The sequence below is a fragment of the Paenibacillus sp. sg306046 genome, from assembly GCF_059821225.1.
This window is the reverse complement of sequence record NZ_JCAMRT010000017.1, coordinates 50,161-68,701: the sequence shown is the minus strand read 5'-3', so window position 1 is coordinate 68,701 and position 18,541 is coordinate 50,161. Positions and strand designations below refer to the sequence as shown.

13 protein-coding genes are annotated in these 18,541 nt (G+C 58.4%); all 13 read left to right on the top strand.

Annotated elements, in window-relative coordinates; translation table 11 throughout:
* Positions 1–529: 529 nt before the first annotated feature.
* The 13 genes from AC6ROY_RS17565 (at position 530) to AC6ROY_RS17505 (ending at position 18,390) form a co-directional block, all read left to right on the top strand.
* The gene (locus tag AC6ROY_RS17565) at positions 530–2,848 is read left to right on the top strand and encodes a glycoside hydrolase family 95 protein (RefSeq protein ID WP_500101876.1); all 2,319 of its coding nucleotides are present in this window, start codon (positions 530–532) and stop codon (positions 2,846–2,848) included.
* 326 nt (positions 2,849–3,174) lie between these two features.
* Positions 3,175–3,462, top strand: coding sequence for a hypothetical protein (locus AC6ROY_RS17560; protein ID WP_500101875.1), 288 nt, complete (start codon positions 3,175–3,177; stop codon positions 3,460–3,462).
* Positions 3,356–4,066 carry a sugar phosphate isomerase/epimerase family protein gene (locus AC6ROY_RS17555; RefSeq protein WP_500101936.1) on the top strand — a complete coding sequence of 237 codons (711 nt, stop codon included), beginning with the start codon at positions 3,356–3,358 and terminating at the stop codon, positions 4,064–4,066. Before AC6ROY_RS17560 ends, AC6ROY_RS17555 begins: the two co-directional genes overlap by 107 nt.
* 2 nt (positions 4,067–4,068) lie before the next feature.
* Positions 4,069–5,139, top strand: coding sequence for a Gfo/Idh/MocA family protein (locus AC6ROY_RS17550; protein ID WP_500101874.1), 1,071 nt, complete (start codon positions 4,069–4,071; stop codon positions 5,137–5,139).
* A 93-nt stretch (positions 5,140–5,232) separates the two neighbouring features.
* Positions 5,233–6,324, top strand: coding sequence for a Gfo/Idh/MocA family protein (locus tag AC6ROY_RS17545; protein ID WP_500101873.1), 1,092 nt, complete (start codon positions 5,233–5,235; stop codon positions 6,322–6,324).
* A 187-nt stretch (positions 6,325–6,511) separates the two neighbouring features.
* Positions 6,512–8,086 (top strand): alpha-L-fucosidase, encoded by a 1,575-nt coding sequence (locus AC6ROY_RS17540; protein ID WP_500101872.1) that lies wholly within the window; start codon positions 6,512–6,514, stop codon positions 8,084–8,086.
* 327 nt (positions 8,087–8,413) lie between these two features.
* Positions 8,414–10,003 (top strand): extracellular solute-binding protein, encoded by a 1,590-nt coding sequence (locus AC6ROY_RS17535; protein WP_500101871.1) that lies wholly within the window; start codon positions 8,414–8,416, stop codon positions 10,001–10,003.
* A 24-nt stretch (positions 10,004–10,027) separates the two neighbouring features.
* Positions 10,028–12,334 carry a helix-turn-helix domain-containing protein gene (locus AC6ROY_RS17530; RefSeq protein ID WP_500101870.1) on the top strand — a complete coding sequence of 769 codons (2,307 nt, stop codon included), beginning with the start codon at positions 10,028–10,030 and terminating at the stop codon, positions 12,332–12,334.
* Between the two features lie 295 nt (positions 12,335–12,629).
* Positions 12,630–13,622 (top strand): ABC transporter permease, encoded by a 993-nt coding sequence (locus AC6ROY_RS17525; protein WP_500101869.1) that lies wholly within the window; start codon positions 12,630–12,632, stop codon positions 13,620–13,622.
* Positions 13,623–13,658: 36 nt separating this feature from the next.
* Positions 13,659–14,558: a carbohydrate ABC transporter permease gene (locus AC6ROY_RS17520; protein ID WP_500101868.1), complete on the top strand. Its 900-nt coding sequence runs from the start codon at positions 13,659–13,661 to the stop codon at positions 14,556–14,558.
* A gap of 45 nt (positions 14,559–14,603) precedes the next feature.
* Positions 14,604–16,184: an extracellular solute-binding protein gene (locus tag AC6ROY_RS17515; protein ID WP_500101867.1), complete on the top strand. Its 1,581-nt coding sequence runs from the start codon at positions 14,604–14,606 to the stop codon at positions 16,182–16,184.
* A gap of 43 nt (positions 16,185–16,227) precedes the next feature.
* A complete protein-coding gene (locus tag AC6ROY_RS17510) occupies positions 16,228–16,998 on the top strand; it encodes an SDR family NAD(P)-dependent oxidoreductase (RefSeq protein WP_500101866.1) in 771 nt (256 codons plus the stop codon).
* A gap of 225 nt (positions 16,999–17,223) precedes the next feature.
* Positions 17,224–18,390 carry a mandelate racemase/muconate lactonizing enzyme family protein gene (locus AC6ROY_RS17505; RefSeq protein WP_500101865.1) on the top strand — a complete coding sequence of 389 codons (1,167 nt, stop codon included), beginning with the start codon at positions 17,224–17,226 and terminating at the stop codon, positions 18,388–18,390.
* The last annotated feature ends 151 nt before the right edge of the window (positions 18,391–18,541 follow it).

Genomic DNA, 18,541 nt, shown 5'->3' with positions numbered 1-18,541 from the left:
GCTCTGTTCGCGCGCTTCGTTAGATAGGATGCAGATGGTCAAATAAACCGCCTCCCGGATCTATCCGGCGGCGGCTTATTTGCGTTTCCGGCTCGCCTCGGCCTGGGCGTCAGTACAGATGATGCGGCGCCCAGTCGCCTTGAACGAGTCCTTCGCCCGGCGTTGACTTATACACGTGTCCGCTGGCTTGTGGCGGAAGCGGCTGACGGCTCTAATGTGATGCCGCCTTCCGATTCATCGTAAAAATAAACGATGCCCGCAGGATTAACACGCAGCATCGAAGCATTAATCATACGATCATTAAGGTTATCGGTAACAAAAAATCGATGCGAAAATTTGCCCAGTATTCGATGCCGGATACGACGATAAACATATAAAAATACGATTTGGATGCACAAACATGCTCATTTTGTCGATTTTTTGCCCAATCAGGACGATAAGGCTTCGCTCATAACCTAAATTCTGATATGATAAATAAAGCTATCGGTAACATCGAGATCCCATTATAAACAGAAAAGGCGGGAATAACATGCAGGATATGATCTGGTTTAAGCAGCCGGCGGCGGATTGGAATGAAGCGCTGCCGGTCGGAAACGGCCGTTTGGGCGGTATGGTGTTTGGTCAGGCGGCCAATGAGCGGATTCAGCTGAACGAGGATACGGTCTGGTACGGCGGGCCGACTAACCGCAATAACCCGGATGCGCTCGCTCACCTGCAGGAGATGCGCGAGCTGCTGTTTGCCGGCAGGCTGAAGGAGGCGCATCAGCTGGCGGTGACGGCGTTCTCCGGTACGCCCTGCAACCAGCGGATGTATATGTCGGCAGGGGATTTGCTGCTGTTTTTTGATATACGCGAGACGGAAATCAGCAGGTACAGACGCGAGCTCGATTTGCAGCGCGCGCTGGCGCGGACGAGCTTCGAGCTGAACGGGTACAAGCATACCCGCGAGACGTTCTCCAGCTTCCCGGACGGCGTACTTGTTACCCGGCTGGAGACGGATGATCCGGCGGGTCTGACGTTCCACGCCCGGCTGGACCGCAAGCGCGGCAAATATGTGGATGAAACCGGCCGCGCAGGCGAAGCGGGCGAGGCGATTATTGCGATGCGCAACAGCTGCTTCGGCACAGGCGGCGCCGATTATGCCGTGCTGGTGAGAGCGGTTGCCGAAGGCGGAGAAGCCCGTGTCATCGGCGAGCATCTTGTCGTGAAGGGCGCACGCGCGGTGACGCTGCTGCTGGCGGCCGCTACGACCTTCCGGCATGCGGACCCGAAGGCGGCTTGCCTGGAGCTGCTGCGCCAGGCGGCGGCCAAGCCGTACGAGACGCTGCGGTCGGCTCATGAGCGCGACCACCGGCAGCTGTATGACCGGGTGACGCTGCAGCTCGGAGCCGCCGAGCCGGAGCTGTCCGAACGCTTCGACGCGGTCGAACGGCTGGAGCGGGTGAAGCAGGGCGCGGAGGATCCGGGCTTGCTGGCCTTGTATTTCCAGTTCGGCCGCTATCTGCTGATCGCCAGCAGCCGTCCCGGCTCGCTGCCTGCGAATCTGCAAGGCATCTGGAATGACCATATGTCGCCGCCGTGGGACAGTAAATACACGATTAATATTAATGCACAGATGAACTACTGGCTGGCGGAAACGTGCAACCTGTCGGAGTGCCATGAGCCGCTGTTTGACCTGATCGAGCGGATGCGCGAGCCCGGACGGCAGACGGCGGCGGTTATGTACGGCTGCCGGGGCTTCGTTGCGCATCATAATACAGATATTTGGGGCGATACGGCGCCGCAGGACATTTACCTGCCCGCCACGTACTGGACGCTGGGCGCGGCGTGGCTAAGCCTGCACCTGTGGGAGCATTACCGCTTTACGCAAAATCGTGAGTTTCTGGGCAAGGCGTACGAGACGATGAAGGAAGCGGCGCTGTTTTTTGTCGATTTTCTCGTGGAGGATGCCAACGGGCTGCTGGTGACCTCGCCTTCCGTTTCGCCGGAAAACACCTACAGGCTATCGAATGGCGAATCGGGCACGTTATGTTACGGTCCGGCGATGGACAATCAAATTTTGACCGAGCTGTTCGGCGCCTGCGTCGCCGCTTCGGAACTGCTTGGCATCGACGAGGCGTTCAGAGACGAGGCGGCTGCAGTGCTTGCGAAGCTTCCGCCGACGCAAATCGGCAAGCACGGGCAAATCCAGGAATGGCTGGAGGATTACGAGGAGCTGGAGCCGGGGCATCGCCATATCTCCCAGCTGTTCGCGCTGCATCCGGGAACGGGCATTAGTGTCGGCTCGACGCCGGAGCTGGCAGCGGCTGCCCGCAGCACGCTGGAGCGGCGGCTCGCGCATGGCGGCGGACATACGGGCTGGAGCCGTGCCTGGATTATTAACTTCTACGCGCGGCTGGAGGATGGCGAAGCAGCGGCATTCCACCTGCACGAGCTGCTGCGCCACTCGACGCTGCCGAATTTGTTCGACAATCATCCGCCATTCCAGATTGACGGCAATTTCGGCGGAACCGCCGGGCTGGCGGAGATGCTGGTGCAAAGCCATCTCGACCATATCCGGCTGCTGCCTGCGCTGCCGGCCGCCTGGAGCAGCGGCCGGGTCACCGGCTTGCGGGCGCGCGGCGGCTTCGAGCTGGACCTGGCGTGGGAGGACGGCCGCCTGCAGCAGGCCGAGCTGCGCTCGGCGCTGGGCGGCTCCTGCCGGATCACGACAGGCGGCGTTCGGCTGGAGGGCCGCGACGCAGCCGGCCTGTCGGTCGGGGAAGCGGCGGCAGACGGGTATATGGAGCTGACGCTGGAGCCTGGACAAGCGGTTACGCTGACCGCGCTGCGCAATGCGGCTCGGTAAGCCTGGAAGGAACGAAGGCTTCCGGTCCATCGACTCGGAAGGAAGGGCTGCTTGGGGTCAGACGCTGACTCGCGGGCAGCCCTGTTTGCTGTCTGCCGGGACAGCTGCCGCCGCCATTGCGCCGATCCGTTGACAATAGCTGCACCGGCATTGACAAAAGATGTACTGCGCTTGTGGCCGCGCGGGGGCGGAGCTACAAACGGCCCGCTCCGTGTTCGCCGGGAGGGATGTATGGCGGGAAAAGAAATGTTCCTTTACGCTGCCGGCGGCGATCGGCTACAGTATAGGCGGTAAGCGTTATCATCCGATCAAGGGAGGTCCTGCACATGTACGCATTTGGCTGGTGCAGCGCGATTGAGGAGGCGGACGAGCTGCGGCGGACAGGCTTCGATTATATCGAATGCCCGCTGATCGCCTTGCAGCCGGAGGATGCGGCAGCCAGTGCGGCGCTGCGTCACGTGAGGAGGGAGCTGAAGCAGGATGCGAATCGGAATAGCGGACTACGGGATGAACGTATGGGACGGCGGCTGCTTCGATCTGGAGGAGCGGGCGCTCCAACTGAAGGCGATTGGCTACGAGGGCATCGAGCGCATCACCGTCTACAGCGCGGATGAGGCGCTTCGCAAGGCGGCCGTGCTGCGCAAGCACGGGATCGGCTTTGCGACGGCGCGCGGACCGAGTACCGAGCTGTCGATCCAGTGGACGGCCGGATTGGGCCAAGCTTATGTATGGGCGGACGTAACAGGCAAGACGCTGGATGTGTTGTGCAGGCAGATCAATACGCTGGCCGCGCTCGCAGGACGGTGGGGTGTCCGGGTCGCGCTGCATAATCATATGGGCACGCCGGTTGAGGACCAGGACCAGCTGGAGCATATGCTGCGGCAATGTCCCGATGTCCAACTGGTCTTCGACACGGCGCATTTGGCGGCGATGGGCGGAGACGCGACGGACATCGCTCGGCGGTATGCGGGGCGGCTCCAAGTGCTGCATGTGAAGGATTGGCTGTCCACCGATCCGCAGCAGCCGTTATGGACGAACCGGGGGCGGTTTTGCGGACTTGGAGAGGGAAATATCGGGCTGGATAATTTGTCTGTGCTGCACGAAGCGGCCGGAGCGGGCTTCAACGGCTGGGTATTTGTGGAGCATGACGCGCATCTGAGAAACCCGCTGGAGGATTTGGCTGCCAGCCGGGAATATTTGCGAAGCGGAGGGTTTTGACTATGGCCGCGATTGCGGAAAACAATGCTGTGCCGCCGATCCGGCTCGGGATCGTCGGTCTCGGACGGGCAGGCTGGGATATGCATCTGTCCGAGCTGCAGCCTTACGGGCATTTGTTTCGCGTGACGGCAGCCTTCGATCTGCTGGCGGAGCGCCGGGAGCGGGCCGAGGCGCGCGGCATCCGGGCTTATGCGTCGCTGGAGCAAATGCTGTGCGACCCGGATATCGAGCTGATTGACATCGCCACAAGGTCGAGCGACCATGCTGCCCACGGCCGGTTGGCGCTGGAGGCGGGCAAAGATATTTTAGTCGAGAAGCCGCTCGCGCTGGACTATAACGAAGCGGTGGCCTTGTACGAGCTGGCTTACAAGCGGGGCAGACGTATTTTTGTTCGTCATAACCGCCGGTTTGACCCGGATTTTCTGCATGTGTGCGAGCTGATTCAGTCGGGCTTGCTGGGCGAGGTGTTCCAGATTCGTCTGAACCGCCACCACTACCAGCGGCGAAACGACTGGCAGACGGTCAAGGCGTACGGCGGCGGCCAGCTGCTGAACTGGGGACCGCATCTGGTTGACCATGCGCTGCAGCTGCTGGACAGTCCGGTCAAGTCGGTCTGGAGTCATCTGCGGCGTATTGCCGCTGCGGGAGATGCGGAGGATCACGTTCATTTGATACTGACCGGCTTTAACCGCCGGATTGTAGAGGTGGAGATCAGCGGCGGCATCGCGATTGCTTCGCCGACGTTTCTCGTCTATGGCTCACGGGGCGCGTTGTCGGTGACGGGCAAGACGATTCAGTTGAAAGTTTTGGACCCGGCGGTGCCGCTGCCGCCGCTTGAGGCGGATGTCGGCACGCCGGGCGAGGCTTTCGGCAGCTCGGGCACGTATTCGTCCGGCGAGCAGCTGCACTGGATTGAGCAGACGCTGCCTGTCCAGCCGGCGCAGACCTTTAACCTGTGGGAGGAGCTGCATGCGGCATATCGGCTCGGCTTGCCGTTTCCCATTCGTTCGGAGGAGGCGCTGGAGGTTGTCCGGCTTATTGATCAGGTGAGGAAGGAAGCGGCGCATCCATGAAGGATGAAGCGCGCTGAGCGATATGACCTGCCACTTTCTGGCTGGATGGGGAGCGGCATCCAAAAAAGTTTAAATCCAAGGAGGAGTCAGGCTATGACAGCACGAACCTACAAGTTGGGTGTAATTGGACTTGGCGAGGGGCGCAGCATCATTTCCGCAGCGCTGCAAAGCGACCGCTGGGAGCTGGTCAACGTCTGCGACCGCAATGAGGAAGTGTGCAGGCAGCGTGCGGAGGAGTTCGGGCTGACCCGTTATACGCTGGCGTACGACGACCTGCTGAACGATCCCGACATTGAGGTGATCGCGATTTACACGCCGGACCAACTGCATGGACTGCATATCCGGCAAGCGCTGGAGGCGGGTAAACACGTCATTGTGACCAAGCCGCTGCTGCCTTCGCTGGAGGAAGCCGCCGACCTGCTTCGCGTGCAGGAGGCGTCCGGCAAGCAAGTATTTGTCGGGCAAAGCTCGCGGTTTTTCGAGCCCATGCTGCACCAGCGAGCCGATTTTCTGGCAGGCCGCCACGGAGAGCTGGACACGGTGGAGACGTATTACATTGCGGATTCCCGCTGGTTTCTGCAGAAGGAATGGAGCCGGCAGCGCGGATTCAGCTGGATGTATAACTTTATGATCCATGCGGTTGATCTGGCGAAATGGTATTTGCCCGGCATCGAGGAGGTGTTCGGCTACGGCCACTCCAGCAGCAACAATACGGCGTACGGGCTGACGACGCCCGATACGATGCGCTTTCTGATGAAGGATGGGCAGGGTCGGATTGCCCAGGTGAGCGGCTCGTATACGAAGCCTTCGCTCAAGCAGGTCGATCCCGGCATCAGCTGCACGCTGCGGGGGACGCAAGGCACAAGCCGCGCTGTTTATTCCAAGCTGCTGTATCATACGCATTTTCTGCCGGATAAGCCGGTCACGCATTCGTTTGAGGACAAGTTTCCGTACTATTTCCGGTTCGAAGGGGCCAGCCATCATGCGGGGGAATACCAGAACTATATCGAATATTTCGCCGAATGTCTGGATCGTGGAGAGACGCCGAAGCCGGACCTGCACGAAGGCATTCATACGCTGGCGCTGATGGCGGCGATGGAGCGCAGCATGAAAATCGGCCGTCCCGTGAGGACGGATGAAGTACTCAAGGAATGCGCGCTGCCGCTGCGGGTGCAATTGAGCTGACAGGCGTTCGAACGCAGCGTTTAACGGAAAATGGTTGCGTTTACATGGAGCCGTGATGGGGCGAGACAAGGTGCCGCGATACGGGAGCGGACGATTGGCGCGGAATATAGGGATGAGCAGGCCAAGGTCTGATGACACTCAGCGCAACAAATCAAGCAGGATACGTACAGAAAGGGGAGGTTAAACGGTGTTATCGCAGTTGGAGCTTGAACAGGTTGAAGCGTTGATGATGAGGGGGACTGCGTCTTCTGCACAGAAGCAGGAGGCGGAGCGCAAGCTGCTGGACACGCTGTCGGATGAGCAGCTGGAGGAGTACGCAACGAAAATAAACCGCCATCAGAAAACGTTTGCCTCAAATGACCCGTATTGGTTTTCCTTGCAGGAGGTCAAAAAGCGGATTCATAATGAAAGCAACCGGCGGAAAATCGAAGCGCGGGGGTTGACTTATTCGAACGGCGAGCCGGCCGCGATGAGCGGGGCGGAGCTGGCCTCGATGCTGAAAAGCAATGTCCGCTTCAAAAGCACGGACGGCATCCGGTGCGCGGAGCTGAAGCTGTCCGAGGACGAGCTCGCCTGGTGGCGGGCGGCCAAGCTGGGGATGTTTATTCACTGGGGAGCCTACTCTATCATCGGACGCGGCGAATGGGTGATGAACAAGGAGCAGATTCCGGCGGATGAATACCGGCAGGTTGCGATGTCGTTTGATCCGCAGTCCTTTGACGCCGATAGCTGGGTATCGCTGGCGCGGTCTGCGGGCATGAACTACATGGTGATGGTAACCCGGCATCATGACGGCTTCGCCTTGTGGGACAGTCCGGGCAGCCACGAGCAATTTACAACGATGCAGGCGGCGGCCGGGCGCGATTTTGTCAAGGAGTATACGGACGCCGCGCATCGGCAGGACATGAAGGTCGGCGTCTACTATTCGCCGATGGACTGGCGGTTTCCGGGCTACTTCGAGCCGATCGAGCAATATGACAATGCGCTGCTGATGAAGCAGCAGGCGTACGACCAGCTTGGCGAGCTGATGACGCGTTACGGCGACATCGACATCGTCTGGTATGACGGTTCGTGGCTGGCGCATAAAGGCTCAGACGCTGGCGGAGCCTGGCTGTGGGAGCCGGTTGAGCTGAACCGGATGATCCGTTCGCATAACCCGAAGACCGTCATCAACGAGCGCTCCGGCTGGGAGGGCGACTTCAGCTGCGACGAAGGCCCGCATGATATTAACGGCGGCATTATTCCGTTTCCGTGGGAGAAAAATTTCAGCATCGCAGGCTCCTGGGCGTGGCAGCCGGACAACCGGGCGATGCCGTTCGACAAGGTGCTGGACCTGATCGTGAATGTGTTCGTGCGCGACGGCAACGCGCTGTTGAATGTGACGCCGGACAAGGACGGGATCATTCCGGACGATCAGGTGCAGCTGTTCCGCCAGCTTGGCGACTGGATGCAGGCTAATGGAGAAAGCGTTTACGGGACACGCGGCGGTCCGTTCCAGCCGGTAGACGGAGTATATGGAGCGACGTATCGCGACCAGAACGTCTATCTGCATATTTTTGATGCCGATGCTTTGGCCGGGCTTACCCTGCCCAAGCTGCCGCAGCGGATGATCGGCTGCAGCACGCTGGCGGGCGAGGCGATCCCGTTTGCCGAGCGGGAGGATGGCATCGTCTTGTCGGTGCCGGAGTCCAGCCGGACGCCGGTCGTGACGATTGTCAAGCTGACGCTGGATGCGCCGGTACAAGGCGTGCTGCAGCCGTAGGTCAGGCCGGAAGCAGGCCGGGCAGACGCGAGCCGCTGCTCGGATGGTGAACTTCGGGCGCCGGATATGGTGTCGGATACGGTGCGCCGAGTAGTCCTGAGACCGTTTAACGACATAGAACCTCTTGTCCACTGTGCATGCGCTCAAGTGGGAAAGGAGGTTCTATTTGTTTGCGACGCGCAGCGGACGGATACGGGAGTGGTCGAAATTTAAGACTGCCCGTCGGAGCGGAATAAAGGTATAATAAAGAAACGAGGCTGCGCTTCAACTCTTCACCATTCAATGAGAATCATGCTGTCAACTGTAGAACCTGCAAGGAGGCTGCCTATGTCAAGCTGCCGGGTACGCGGGCTTGCCGTCACAAGTACGCTTGCGCTAACCCTGATTGTCCCCGGATGTGTCCAGCTTCAGCCTGCGCGGCTGCCTGTAGAAGCTGCTTCAGGGGCGTCTTTACCCGATCAGGCGGACGTTCCGCCGGTCAAGGTTACGGTCGTTCAGCAGAGCAAATATGTGCTGCCGCCGAAGAAAAGCTTGTTTGTTACCGAAATTGAAAAGCGCTTTCATATGGACTGGGAGTATACCTCGATTCCGGTTGCTTCCGGCATGGATAAGTTTAATGTCATGTTTGCCTCCGGGCAAGTTCCCGACCTGGTGCTGACGATGAACCAGTTTTCGGCGGTGAAGAAATGGGCGGAAGCCGGGTATTTGCTGCCCGTCGGCGATTATATCGATAAGCTGCCCAATTACCGCAAGCTGTTCAGCGACCGGGAGTGGCAGGATGTGGAGGCGTATGCGGCTATTAACGGAAAGCTGTACATGCTGCCTTCGCGGAAGGATGTGCAGGACCCGATGGCGTGGATTTACCGCCGGGATGTGTTTGAGCGGGCGGGCATTGCCGAATTTCCCCGTACGACCGATGAGTTGTATGCTGCGCTGCTCCGGCTGAAGGAGCTGAATCCGACCTTTGATGGCATCGGCGTGCGCGGGGGTCCGAATACGACAGGCATTCATGCGCTGCTAGCCGGCTTTCAGCATGCGTTCCGGCTGCCGCCTGACTTTGGCGGGGCCGATGGCTGGATGGGCTTCTGGAATGATCCCGATGACGGAGAGCGGCTTGTTTTTGCTCCGGCGACCGCCAAGCAGCGCGACATGCTGGCGTACGCGGCCAAGCTGTATCGGGAGGGCTTGATCGAGAAGGAATTTGCGACGCTGTCGGAGGAGCAGTGGGCCGCGAAGCGCCGCAGCGGCCGCTACTTGATCGACTTCCAATGGGCCAGTCAGGCGGCGGATTTACAGCGGGAGACGGGAGCGGCGTCCGGTGCGCAGTGGGCGTATGCCCGTTACCATCCGCGGGCTTACGAGCAGCCGGGGCTGGAGTTTCGCTCCATCGGCATCAGCTTGTTCGGACCGCTGTTCAGCAGCCGGCTGGTCAGGGATGAAGCGAAGCTGGACCGCCTGCTCCAGTACATCGACTGGGCTGCGACGGATGAGGGCCGGTTGTTTCATATGATGGGACAGGAACAGGTATCCTATGTGCGGGAGCACGGGGAAATTCGCTACATGGAAGGCTACGACCGCAAAAAAGTGGCCCAGACGTTCGGCTTCGACTGGTTTCTGAGCAAAAGTCCGGCGGCGCTGGAGACAGACGCTCCGGCCCGGCATGCGGCGGAGGCGTGGCAAACGTACAGCAGGCTGCCGTATGTCGAGCCCCGGTCGGCTCCGTTGACGGCAGAGGATTGGGAGACGATTGCGATTTATTGGGGGACGGTTCAGGAAGTGGTCAACCGGTTTGCGACGAAGTCCGTCATGGGACTGGTCGATGTGTCGCGGGATGAGGTGTGGTCCGCTTATTTGGAGGAGCTTGAGCGGGCGGGCTTGTCGCATCTTATGCGCGTTTTCGGAAAATATTGGGGATAAGTTCTCTGAAAGGAGAATGCTCGCATGTGGAAGCGGAAGAAGGTCCCGGTCCGGAGGCCGTCGATGTTTGTGAAGTTTATGCTGTCCTATATGGTCATTTTGCTCATCCCGATCCTGATTGGCCTGCAGCAATATTACAAGACGCAGCAGGTGCTGGTCGAGGATGCGGCGGAGATGAATCTGCAGATTTTGAAGATGAGCCAGGATATCGTGGACCGGCTGTTTCTGGAGGTCGATGATGTGGTGTCTGCGCTGTCGGTGGATAACGAGGTGCTGAGCCTGATGCAAAATGTGAGCCCGTCGCCCGCGCCGGAGCACATCTACCAGTTTTCCCTGCTGCGCAACCGCTTGAATCAATATACGATGACGAATAAATTGTTTTTTGATATTTTCCTCACCTTCAACAACAGCAGCTCGGTTGTAACGTCAAAGACGTCGTTGGACCTGCGCGATAACGCGGTTCGGGTTGGCAGCCGGTCGCTGGCGGAATGGCTGGAGGAGGCGTCCAGACGAACCGACCAGAAGCAGTTTTTTAATCTGGACGCCGTTCACTTCGGCTCCGAGACATACAAGCTGATTGCGTATGTCAGTCCGCTGCCAAGCGGCTTTCAGGGGAAGGTGCAGGGCTCGATTGTTGTGTTTATCAACCAGAGCGATATTACGGGACTGTTCCAGCGGCTGGTTATCCAAAATGGCGGCTTCGCGTACATTCTCGATACGAAGGGCCAGATGATCGCGCCGACCTCGACGGCCGATACGGAGATCGGCACGCCGAGTCCGGAGAAGCTGCAGGCGGAGTCAGGCTCTTCCTTTGAAACGATCCACGGTACGGAAATGCTCGTTTCGCACGCCCGCTCCAGCCAGACCGGCTGGAATTACGTGGCTGCGCTGCCGTCCAGCGTTGTGCTCGCGAAGGCTGATTATATCAAACGGATGATTGCCGTCATCACGCTGATTACGCTGGTGCTGGGCGCGGTCGCTGCCCTGATCATGGCGCATCGGAACAGCAAGCCGCTGTCCGAGCTGATGGAGTCGATGAAGGATTTCATCGGGAGGGAGCCGGCCAAGCGGTCCAGCATCTATGACATTATGCAGCATACGGTTTCGGATATTATCGACAGCAACCGGCTGCTGCACAGACGGGTTGAGCAGCAATTGCCGCTTGTCCGGCTGTCGCTGCTGGATCGGCTGCTGAAAGGGTATTACAAGCAGGAGCCGGATATTCAGGCTGCGCTTGCCGAGGCGAAAATTACGCTCAAGGGCAATCGGTATGTAGCGGTGGCGGCCGCTGTATCCAGACGGGATAGCTACGTCGCATCGGCCAACGGGCCGAAGGAAGTGCAGGATGTGCTGCAGCAGCAGCTCCAGCGCATGTGGGAGGGCTGCGATTATATGATCTCGGTCCACGGGGATCACGCCGATCTGCTCGTCGCGCTGCCCGCCGGGCAGGCGGAAGCCCATATGGAGCGGCTGCGGCTGGCGTGGGGGCCGGAGCGCGATAATGAGCAGGACGCCGGGACAGTCCGGCTGTCGGCCGGGATCGGGCGGCTGTACGCTAATCTGCATGAGGTGTGGCGTTCCCACCATGAAGCGCGTCAGGCGCTCGATTACGATGTGTTTGACGACCGGAGCTTTGTGATCTGGTATGAGGATGTGGCCCAAGGCGCCAGCTACTATTATTATCCGCTTGATCTGGAGCTGAAGCTGATTCAGACAGTGAAAAACGGCGACAGCGACGGCTTGGAGACGATTCTGCAGCAGCTGGAGGAGCAAAATCATAACGAACGCCAGCTGAATGCCGCCACGCGCAAGCAGCTGGTGAATGATGTGCAGGGCACGCTGTTCAAGCTGCTGGAGCAGCTGCAATTTGGCTCGGAGACGTTTGCCGAGCTGCAGGCGAAGCTTGCCTTTGCCGATCCGGGCAAGGCGGAGCCGCAGTGGGCGACGGTCAAAAGCGCGCTGCAAATCGTCTGCCAGCATATGAAGCAAAGCAAGCGGCAAAAGCAGCACAAGCTGGGCGATGCGATGCTGGACCTTGTGCACGCCCGTTTTATGGACGCGAGCTTTGGCCTCGCTACGCTGGCCGGTCATTTTAATATGTCGGAAAGCTTGATTTCTCTCCAGTTCAAGGAAAGCGCGGGCGAAAGCTTCTCGGATTATGTGGAGAAGCTGCGTATGGACGCCGCCTGCCGTCTGCTCAAGGAAACGGGCCGGAGCATCCAGGAGATCGCGCTGGAGGTGGGCTACAACAGCGATAAAACGTTCAGGCGCGCGTTCAAGCGGGCGCTCGGCATCCAGCCGACCTCGTACCGGGACTCGGTGAACGCCTGAAGCATCAGAGGCTTACGGAAAGGCGCTGCGCGGCAGCGCCTTTTTGGCGCGGGCGCACAGCATCCCCGCCCGCGCAGCCGGTCTGAGGGACGAAGGGCGCGCGGTTAAGCGACGTTCCCCGGGCGCTGGCGCTCCGCCGCCGCAACAAATGTATGCTGCGAAACAATCGTTCCTGCAGAAAAGCGTGCCGCAAATGAACTGTACCTTTACGCAGAAGGACGGTATACGCTACATTCTAAAAAGTAAGCGCTATCATTTCGGGGCGAAACTGCAGAAGGGCTGGTGAGCGAAACCTATGAATGCAAGCGAACGCGCAACGATGACAATGAAAGCCGCAGCAAGGCGGACAACCGCCAGCGGCGCTTTCTGGTACAAGGTGAGGCAGCAAAGGATGCTGCTGCTGCTGCTGCTGCCAGGTTTGTTATATTTCTTTATTTTTTCGTACATTCCGATGTACGGGGTGCTGATCGCCTTCAAGAAATTTCAGATGCAGGCGGGCGAGTCATTTTTCATGAGTGTGCTGAACGCGCCCTGGGCGGGAGCCTTCGGGCTGGACCATTTCAAAACATTTATTCAGGGACCGTACTTTTGGATGCTGATGAAAAACACCTTTTTGCTCGGCGTTTATTCGATCGTGTTTGGCTTTCCGGTGCCGATCCTGTTCGCCCTGCTGCTCAATGAGCTGCGCAACCGGTATTACAAAAGCTTCGTGCAGACGGTCAGCTACCTGCCGTATTTCCTGTCCGTCGTTGCGATTGTCGGCATGATGAAGCTGATGCTGGCCCCGGAATCGGGGGTGGTCAATCTGGTGCTGACGCGCCTCGGGCTGGAGCCGGTTTATTTTTTCGGCATGCCGGAGTGGTTCCGCGCCTTGTTTGTATCGTCGCATATTTGGAAGGACCTCGGCATGGGGGCGGTCATTTACTTGGCGGCGCTTTCCAAGGTGGATGCGGAGCAATATGAATCGGCCGTGCTGGACGGGGCGTCCCGGATTCAGCAAATGTGGCATATTACACTGCCCGCCATCAAGCCGGTTATTGTCATTACGCTGATTTTGAGTTTGTCCGGCGTGCTGAGCGTGGGCGCGGAAAAAATATTGCTGATGTACTCCCCGCTTACTTATGATACGGCGGACGTCTTTTCCACCTATGTCTACCGTCAGGGGCTGATTGATATGAACTTCAGCTTCGGCGCGGCCGTTGACTTGTTCAACTCGGTCATCAATGTAGCGTTTCTGATTGCAGCCAACTATTTAGCCAGAAAAGTGTCCGGCGAAAGCCTGTGGTAAGCCGGGAAGGGATCGGAAGGGAAAGGAGACGACAAGATGGTAAAGGACAAAACACTAGGCTCCAGGCTGCTTGATACAGCCGTACATGTCGTGATGGCGGTCGTGGTCATTCTGACGTTGTTTCCAGTGCTGCATATTTTCGCCGTGTCGTTCAGCAGCCCGGAGGCGATTTCGGCAGGCAAGGTCGTGCTGCTGCCTCAGGAGTTTAATTTAAGCGCTTACTATGCGATTTTGTTCGAAGACGCGCATATTCCGAAGTCATTTCTCAATTCCGTGTTTATTACGGCGGTAGGCACGCTGGCTAATGTCGCGATCACGACAATTACCGCCTACTCCTTGTCCAAATCGTACCTGGTGCTGCGGGGAGCGTTTATGGCGTTTGTCGTCATTCCGATGTTTTTCGGCGGCGGCATCATTCCGCTGTTTCTGGTCGTCAAGTCGCTCGGCATGGTCAACAGCTACTCTGCGCTGATCATCCCCTATCTGATGAGTCCATGGTGGCTCATTATTATGATCTCGTTTTTCCGGTCGTTTCCGGTGGAAATCGAGGAGGCGGCCAAAATCGACGGCTGCAGCGACCTTGGCTCGCTGATCCGCATCGTGCTGCCGCTGTCCACGGCGGCGGTCGCGACGATCGCCTTGTTTTACGCGGTGTCCCACTGGAATTCGTTTTTTTCCGCCATGATGTTTCTCAACAGCTACAGCAAATACCCGCTCCAGCTCATTTTGCGGGATATCGTGCTGCAAAACTCGCTGGCCGAGCAGCTCGCTTCCTCCGGCAACGTCGCCCTGGCTAACGATGTGCAGTCCAGCCTGACGCCGCAAAGCGTGCAATATGCAACCTTGGTTGTCTCCATCATTCCGATGCTGATCATATATCCGTTTATTCAAAAATATTTCGTCAAAGGCATTATGATCGGTTCGCTCAAAGGGTAAGCGAAGAGACTTGCTTGTACTTCTGAACAGAAAAGGGGAATCGTGATGTCAAAAAAACGTTGGGCAGTTTCCGCTTTGGCCGTCGGGATGTCAGCAGCTGTTGCTTTGTCCGGTTGTTCCACGGCAAGCAGGGAGAACGGGAATGAACCCGGTGCGCCCTCCACGGGCTCCGACAGCAAGGACAGCATCGTCAATCTGAAGGTTGTCAGTCAGACGAAATATGCGCCAAACGCCGTTCCGAACGAATACACGAAGCGCACGGAGCAGAAGTTTAACATGAAATGGGATTACCAGGCCATTCCGCTGTCCGCCGGGATGGACAAGTATAATGTCATGTTTGCCTCCGGCGATTATCCCGATTATATCCCCAATATGAACCAGTGGAACGCAGTTAAAAAATGGGCGTCGTCCGGTTACCTGCTGCCGATCAGCGATTATGTGGATAAGCTGCCTAATTATCGCAAGCTGTACACCGATGAGCAATGGAAAATGCTGCAGGATTTCACCAACGTCAACGGCAAAATGTATATGCTTCCGTTTATTACGACGACGTACGACCCGATGGCGTGGATTTACCGCAAGGATGTGTTCGACAAGGCGGGCGTCACCTCCTTCCCCAAGACGACGGATGAGCTGCTGGAGGCGTTGGTGAAGGTCAAGGCGGCCAACCCGTCCTTTGTCGGCATCGGGGTGCGGGGCGGCTCCGGCAATACCGGCGTGAAGGCGCTGCTGAACAGCTTTGCGAATACGTTCCGCGTACCGGCGGACTTCAATGGCTCAACGGGCTGGACCAGCTTCTGGAAAGACCCGGACGCGGGCGGGCAGGTCGTATTTTCCCCGGCTACGGATAAGCAGCGCGCCATGCTGAAATATTTGGCAAAGTTGTATAAGGCCGGGCTTATTCAAAAGGACTTTGCCACCAGCACGGAGAATCAATTCAACGAGAACCGTCTGAATGGGAAAGATGTGATTGACTTCCAGTGGGTCAGCCAGATCGTATCGCTGAAGAAGCAGAACAAAAACGCCGACTGGGATTACGGCCGCCATTATATTCAGGACAGCGCAGGCAGCAAGCCTCCGCTGATGTTTAAGGGCCCCGATTTTTCCTTGTTCGGCTCCGTGTTCAGCAGCAAGCTGGCGAATGAACCGGCCAAGCTGAACCGGCTGCTTGAATACCTCGACTGGGCGTCCACGCCGGAGGGCCAGCTGTTTAATCAGATGGGCGTCGAAAATGTGACCTATGTGATGAAGGACGGCGTGCCGGTATACAAGGACGATCTGGACCGCAAGAAGGTGCTGGAGCAGTACGGCTTCGACTATTATATTACGAAAGCTGACGTGGCCCAGAAGGCGGACCCGGCGTTTTCGATCACCCAGGAGGCCGCTCCGTTTTTCCGGGAAATGCCGACCGTGCTCGCCCCGTATGCGGCGCTTGGCGAAGAGGAGAGCAACACCGTCAACTCCGTCATGACCGGCGTATGGAACGAGGTGTACCAGTTTGCGACGAAGGCGATCATCGGCGTTGTGAATATTGAAGACGACAAGGTGTGGAATGATCACTTGTCCAATCTGAACAAGGTCGGTCTGGATAAGGCGATGACGATTTACCAGAAAGCGGTTCAATAAAGCAGGTCGGAACGGTTCCGGTCTGTACAAATGGAGGACTGGCATGAGACTCAAGGACAAAGTGGCCGTTGTGACCGGCGCCGCATCTGGCATCGGTCAGGCGATCGCAGCCCGATTCGCCGCCGAAGGCGCGCGTGTCGTGATCAATGATGTATCCGCTTCCGGCGAAGAAACGGCAGCGGGCATTCGCTCCGCGGGCGGCGACGTGTTGTTTGTGCATGGCAATCTGCGCAGCGAGGAGTCGGTAGCCGAGCTGATGCGGGCGGCAAGGGAGCAATACGGAGCGCTGCATATTTTGGTGAACAATGCGGGCGTATCCGGTGGCAAATCGGTCGTCGCCGCCAGCGAGGACGATTGGGACCGGATTATGAATCTCAATCTGAAGGGCGCGTGGCTGTGCTGCAAATATGCGATTCCGCACATGACGGACAGCGGGGGAGGCAGCATCGTCAATATTGCCTCCACCCATGCGTTCCGTACGCAGCATAATCATTTTCCATATCATTCCTCCAAGGCAGGGATGCTGGCCATGGCGAACGGGATTTGCGTGGACTTCGGCTCCCAGGGCATCCGGGCGAACAGCATTTGCCCCGGCTTTATCGAAACGCCGCTGGCGGAAGCGTTTATGAGCAAGTTCCCGAACCGCGAGGAGAAAACCCGGTTTATGCTCGCCTCGCAGCCGCTGGGCCGGTTCGGCAAGCCGGAGGATGTGGCGGCGGCGGCCGTGTTTCTTGCCTCGGATGAGGCGGGATTTATTTCCGGCACGACGCTGGTCGTGGATGGCGGACGTTCGGCCTACCAGCAGGCGGAATAGCCTTGCGTTGAAGCCACGCGATGGCAGGCGAGCAGCGGCGTAGAGGGGCAGCAGTGGGAACAGCGTATGTTGGCCTAGCAGACGGGTAGTAGCGCCGAAGGGCTGGCAGACGAAAGCTGCGAGCAAAGTGGCGGCTAGAAGTGCGCCGGAAGGCGAAGTAAGCGCTTTAAAGTAAGCGTTCTCGGAACGAAATGATTCTGACAGGATAGAGGTGCGAATTTCCGGATGAAAATAATCGATGTAAAGCTGGATGTTGTATCCATTGCGCGGCATACGGGGTTTGTGTGCCAGCATGCGCTGATCCGGCTGTTGACGGATGAGGGAGTGACCGGCGTGGGGGAAATGTCCGATTTCTCCCATCTGCCCAAGTTTTCGATAGATGCCGCCGATCTGACCCGCACACTGAAGCTGCAGCTGGTTGGACGTGATCCGTTTGACCTCGTTGCGCTGAACCGGGATATCGGCGGATTGTTCCCGGAGATGATGCACTATTATGAGAAAGGCGCCTTCGTCCGCTGCGGCGTCGATATCGCCTTGCATGATCTTGTCGGCAAGGCGCTTGGCGTGAATGTCAGCCGGCTGCTTGGCGGTCCGGTCCGCGACCGGATCAAGGTGTGCTATCCGATCTTCCGCAGCCGGACGATGGAGGAGGTCGCCGCCAATGTGGACGTTGTCCGCACGCGTCTGGCTCAGGGCTTCGATGTGTTTCGGCTGTACGCAGGCGTAAATCCGGATGCGGACGAAGCTTTTCTGGATGCGGTCCGCAACGAATTTGGCCAGCGTGTGACGATCAAGTCGCTGGATTTCAGTCATTTGCTGGACTGGAAATCAGCGCTTCGTGTGACGAAGCGGTTGCTGCCGTATGGCTTCCAGCTGGTAGAAAGCCCTGCGCCGTTGAATGATGTCGAAGGGCTGCGCCACTTCCGGCTGGCTGTTGACCTGCCGGTCAGCGAGCATGTGTGGAGCTTCCGGCAGCTGCACCAGCTGATCCGTCACGATGCGGTGGACCTGTGCAACATCGCGCTTATTTTCATCGGCGGCTTCGGGGCGGCCCGCAAGGCGGCGGCGGTAGCCGAGGTAGCCGGCAAAGGGGTGCTGATCGGCACGACCCAGGAGCTGAGCTTTGGCACGGCGGCGCAAGCTATTTTTGGCGCGGGGCTGACGAATCTGAATGCGATCTCCGATCCGACCGGACCTGAGCTGTACGTGGATGACGTCACCGTGGAGAAGGTGAAATACGAGCAGGGCTTCCTGCTGGTACCCGACGCCTCGAAGCCGGGCATTGGACTGGACATCGACTGGGACAAGGTGGAGCGTCTGCGGGCCGACGGATTTACGTGGGGAGATCAGAAGCTGGCGAACCTGCAGGACCGCACCGGCGTCGTCAACTGAGCTTGCGGGAAGGGGAATATGGACCATATAGCAGCATGCCGACGGAGTGTCCACTGAGAAAGGACCTTTGACAAGGTTTTGTCTTTTGTAAAGTGGACATGAGGTAGAGGGTAGTCGGACCGAGCAGGGATGAATTTGAACGCTATATGTA

What these genes read in the sequence shown, in the direction of transcription:
- AC6ROY_RS17510 (WP_500101866.1), top strand. Translation starts at nt 16,228, where the DNA reads ATGAGACTCAAGGACAAAGTGGCCGTTGTGACCGGCGCCGCATCTGGC.
- AC6ROY_RS17535 (WP_500101871.1), top strand. Translation starts at nt 8,414, where the DNA reads ATGTCAAGCTGCCGGGTACGCGGGCTTGCCGTCACAAGTACGCTTGCG.
- AC6ROY_RS17560 (WP_500101875.1), top strand. Translation starts at nt 3,175, where the DNA reads ATGTACGCATTTGGCTGGTGCAGCGCGATTGAGGAGGCGGACGAGCTG.
- AC6ROY_RS17525 (WP_500101869.1), top strand. Translation starts at nt 12,630, where the DNA reads ATGAATGCAAGCGAACGCGCAACGATGACAATGAAAGCCGCAGCAAGG.
- AC6ROY_RS17545 (WP_500101873.1), top strand. Translation starts at nt 5,233, where the DNA reads ATGACAGCACGAACCTACAAGTTGGGTGTAATTGGACTTGGCGAGGGG.
- AC6ROY_RS17565 (WP_500101876.1), top strand. Translation starts at nt 530, where the DNA reads ATGCAGGATATGATCTGGTTTAAGCAGCCGGCGGCGGATTGGAATGAA.
- AC6ROY_RS17520 (WP_500101868.1), top strand. Translation starts at nt 13,659, where the DNA reads ATGGTAAAGGACAAAACACTAGGCTCCAGGCTGCTTGATACAGCCGTA.
- AC6ROY_RS17550 (WP_500101874.1), top strand. Translation starts at nt 4,069, where the DNA reads ATGGCCGCGATTGCGGAAAACAATGCTGTGCCGCCGATCCGGCTCGGG.
- AC6ROY_RS17530 (WP_500101870.1), top strand. Translation starts at nt 10,028, where the DNA reads ATGTGGAAGCGGAAGAAGGTCCCGGTCCGGAGGCCGTCGATGTTTGTG.
- AC6ROY_RS17505 (WP_500101865.1), top strand. Translation starts at nt 17,224, where the DNA reads ATGAAAATAATCGATGTAAAGCTGGATGTTGTATCCATTGCGCGGCAT.
- AC6ROY_RS17555 (WP_500101936.1), top strand. Translation starts at nt 3,356, where the DNA reads ATGAACGTATGGGACGGCGGCTGCTTCGATCTGGAGGAGCGGGCGCTC.
- AC6ROY_RS17515 (WP_500101867.1), top strand. Translation starts at nt 14,604, where the DNA reads ATGTCAAAAAAACGTTGGGCAGTTTCCGCTTTGGCCGTCGGGATGTCA.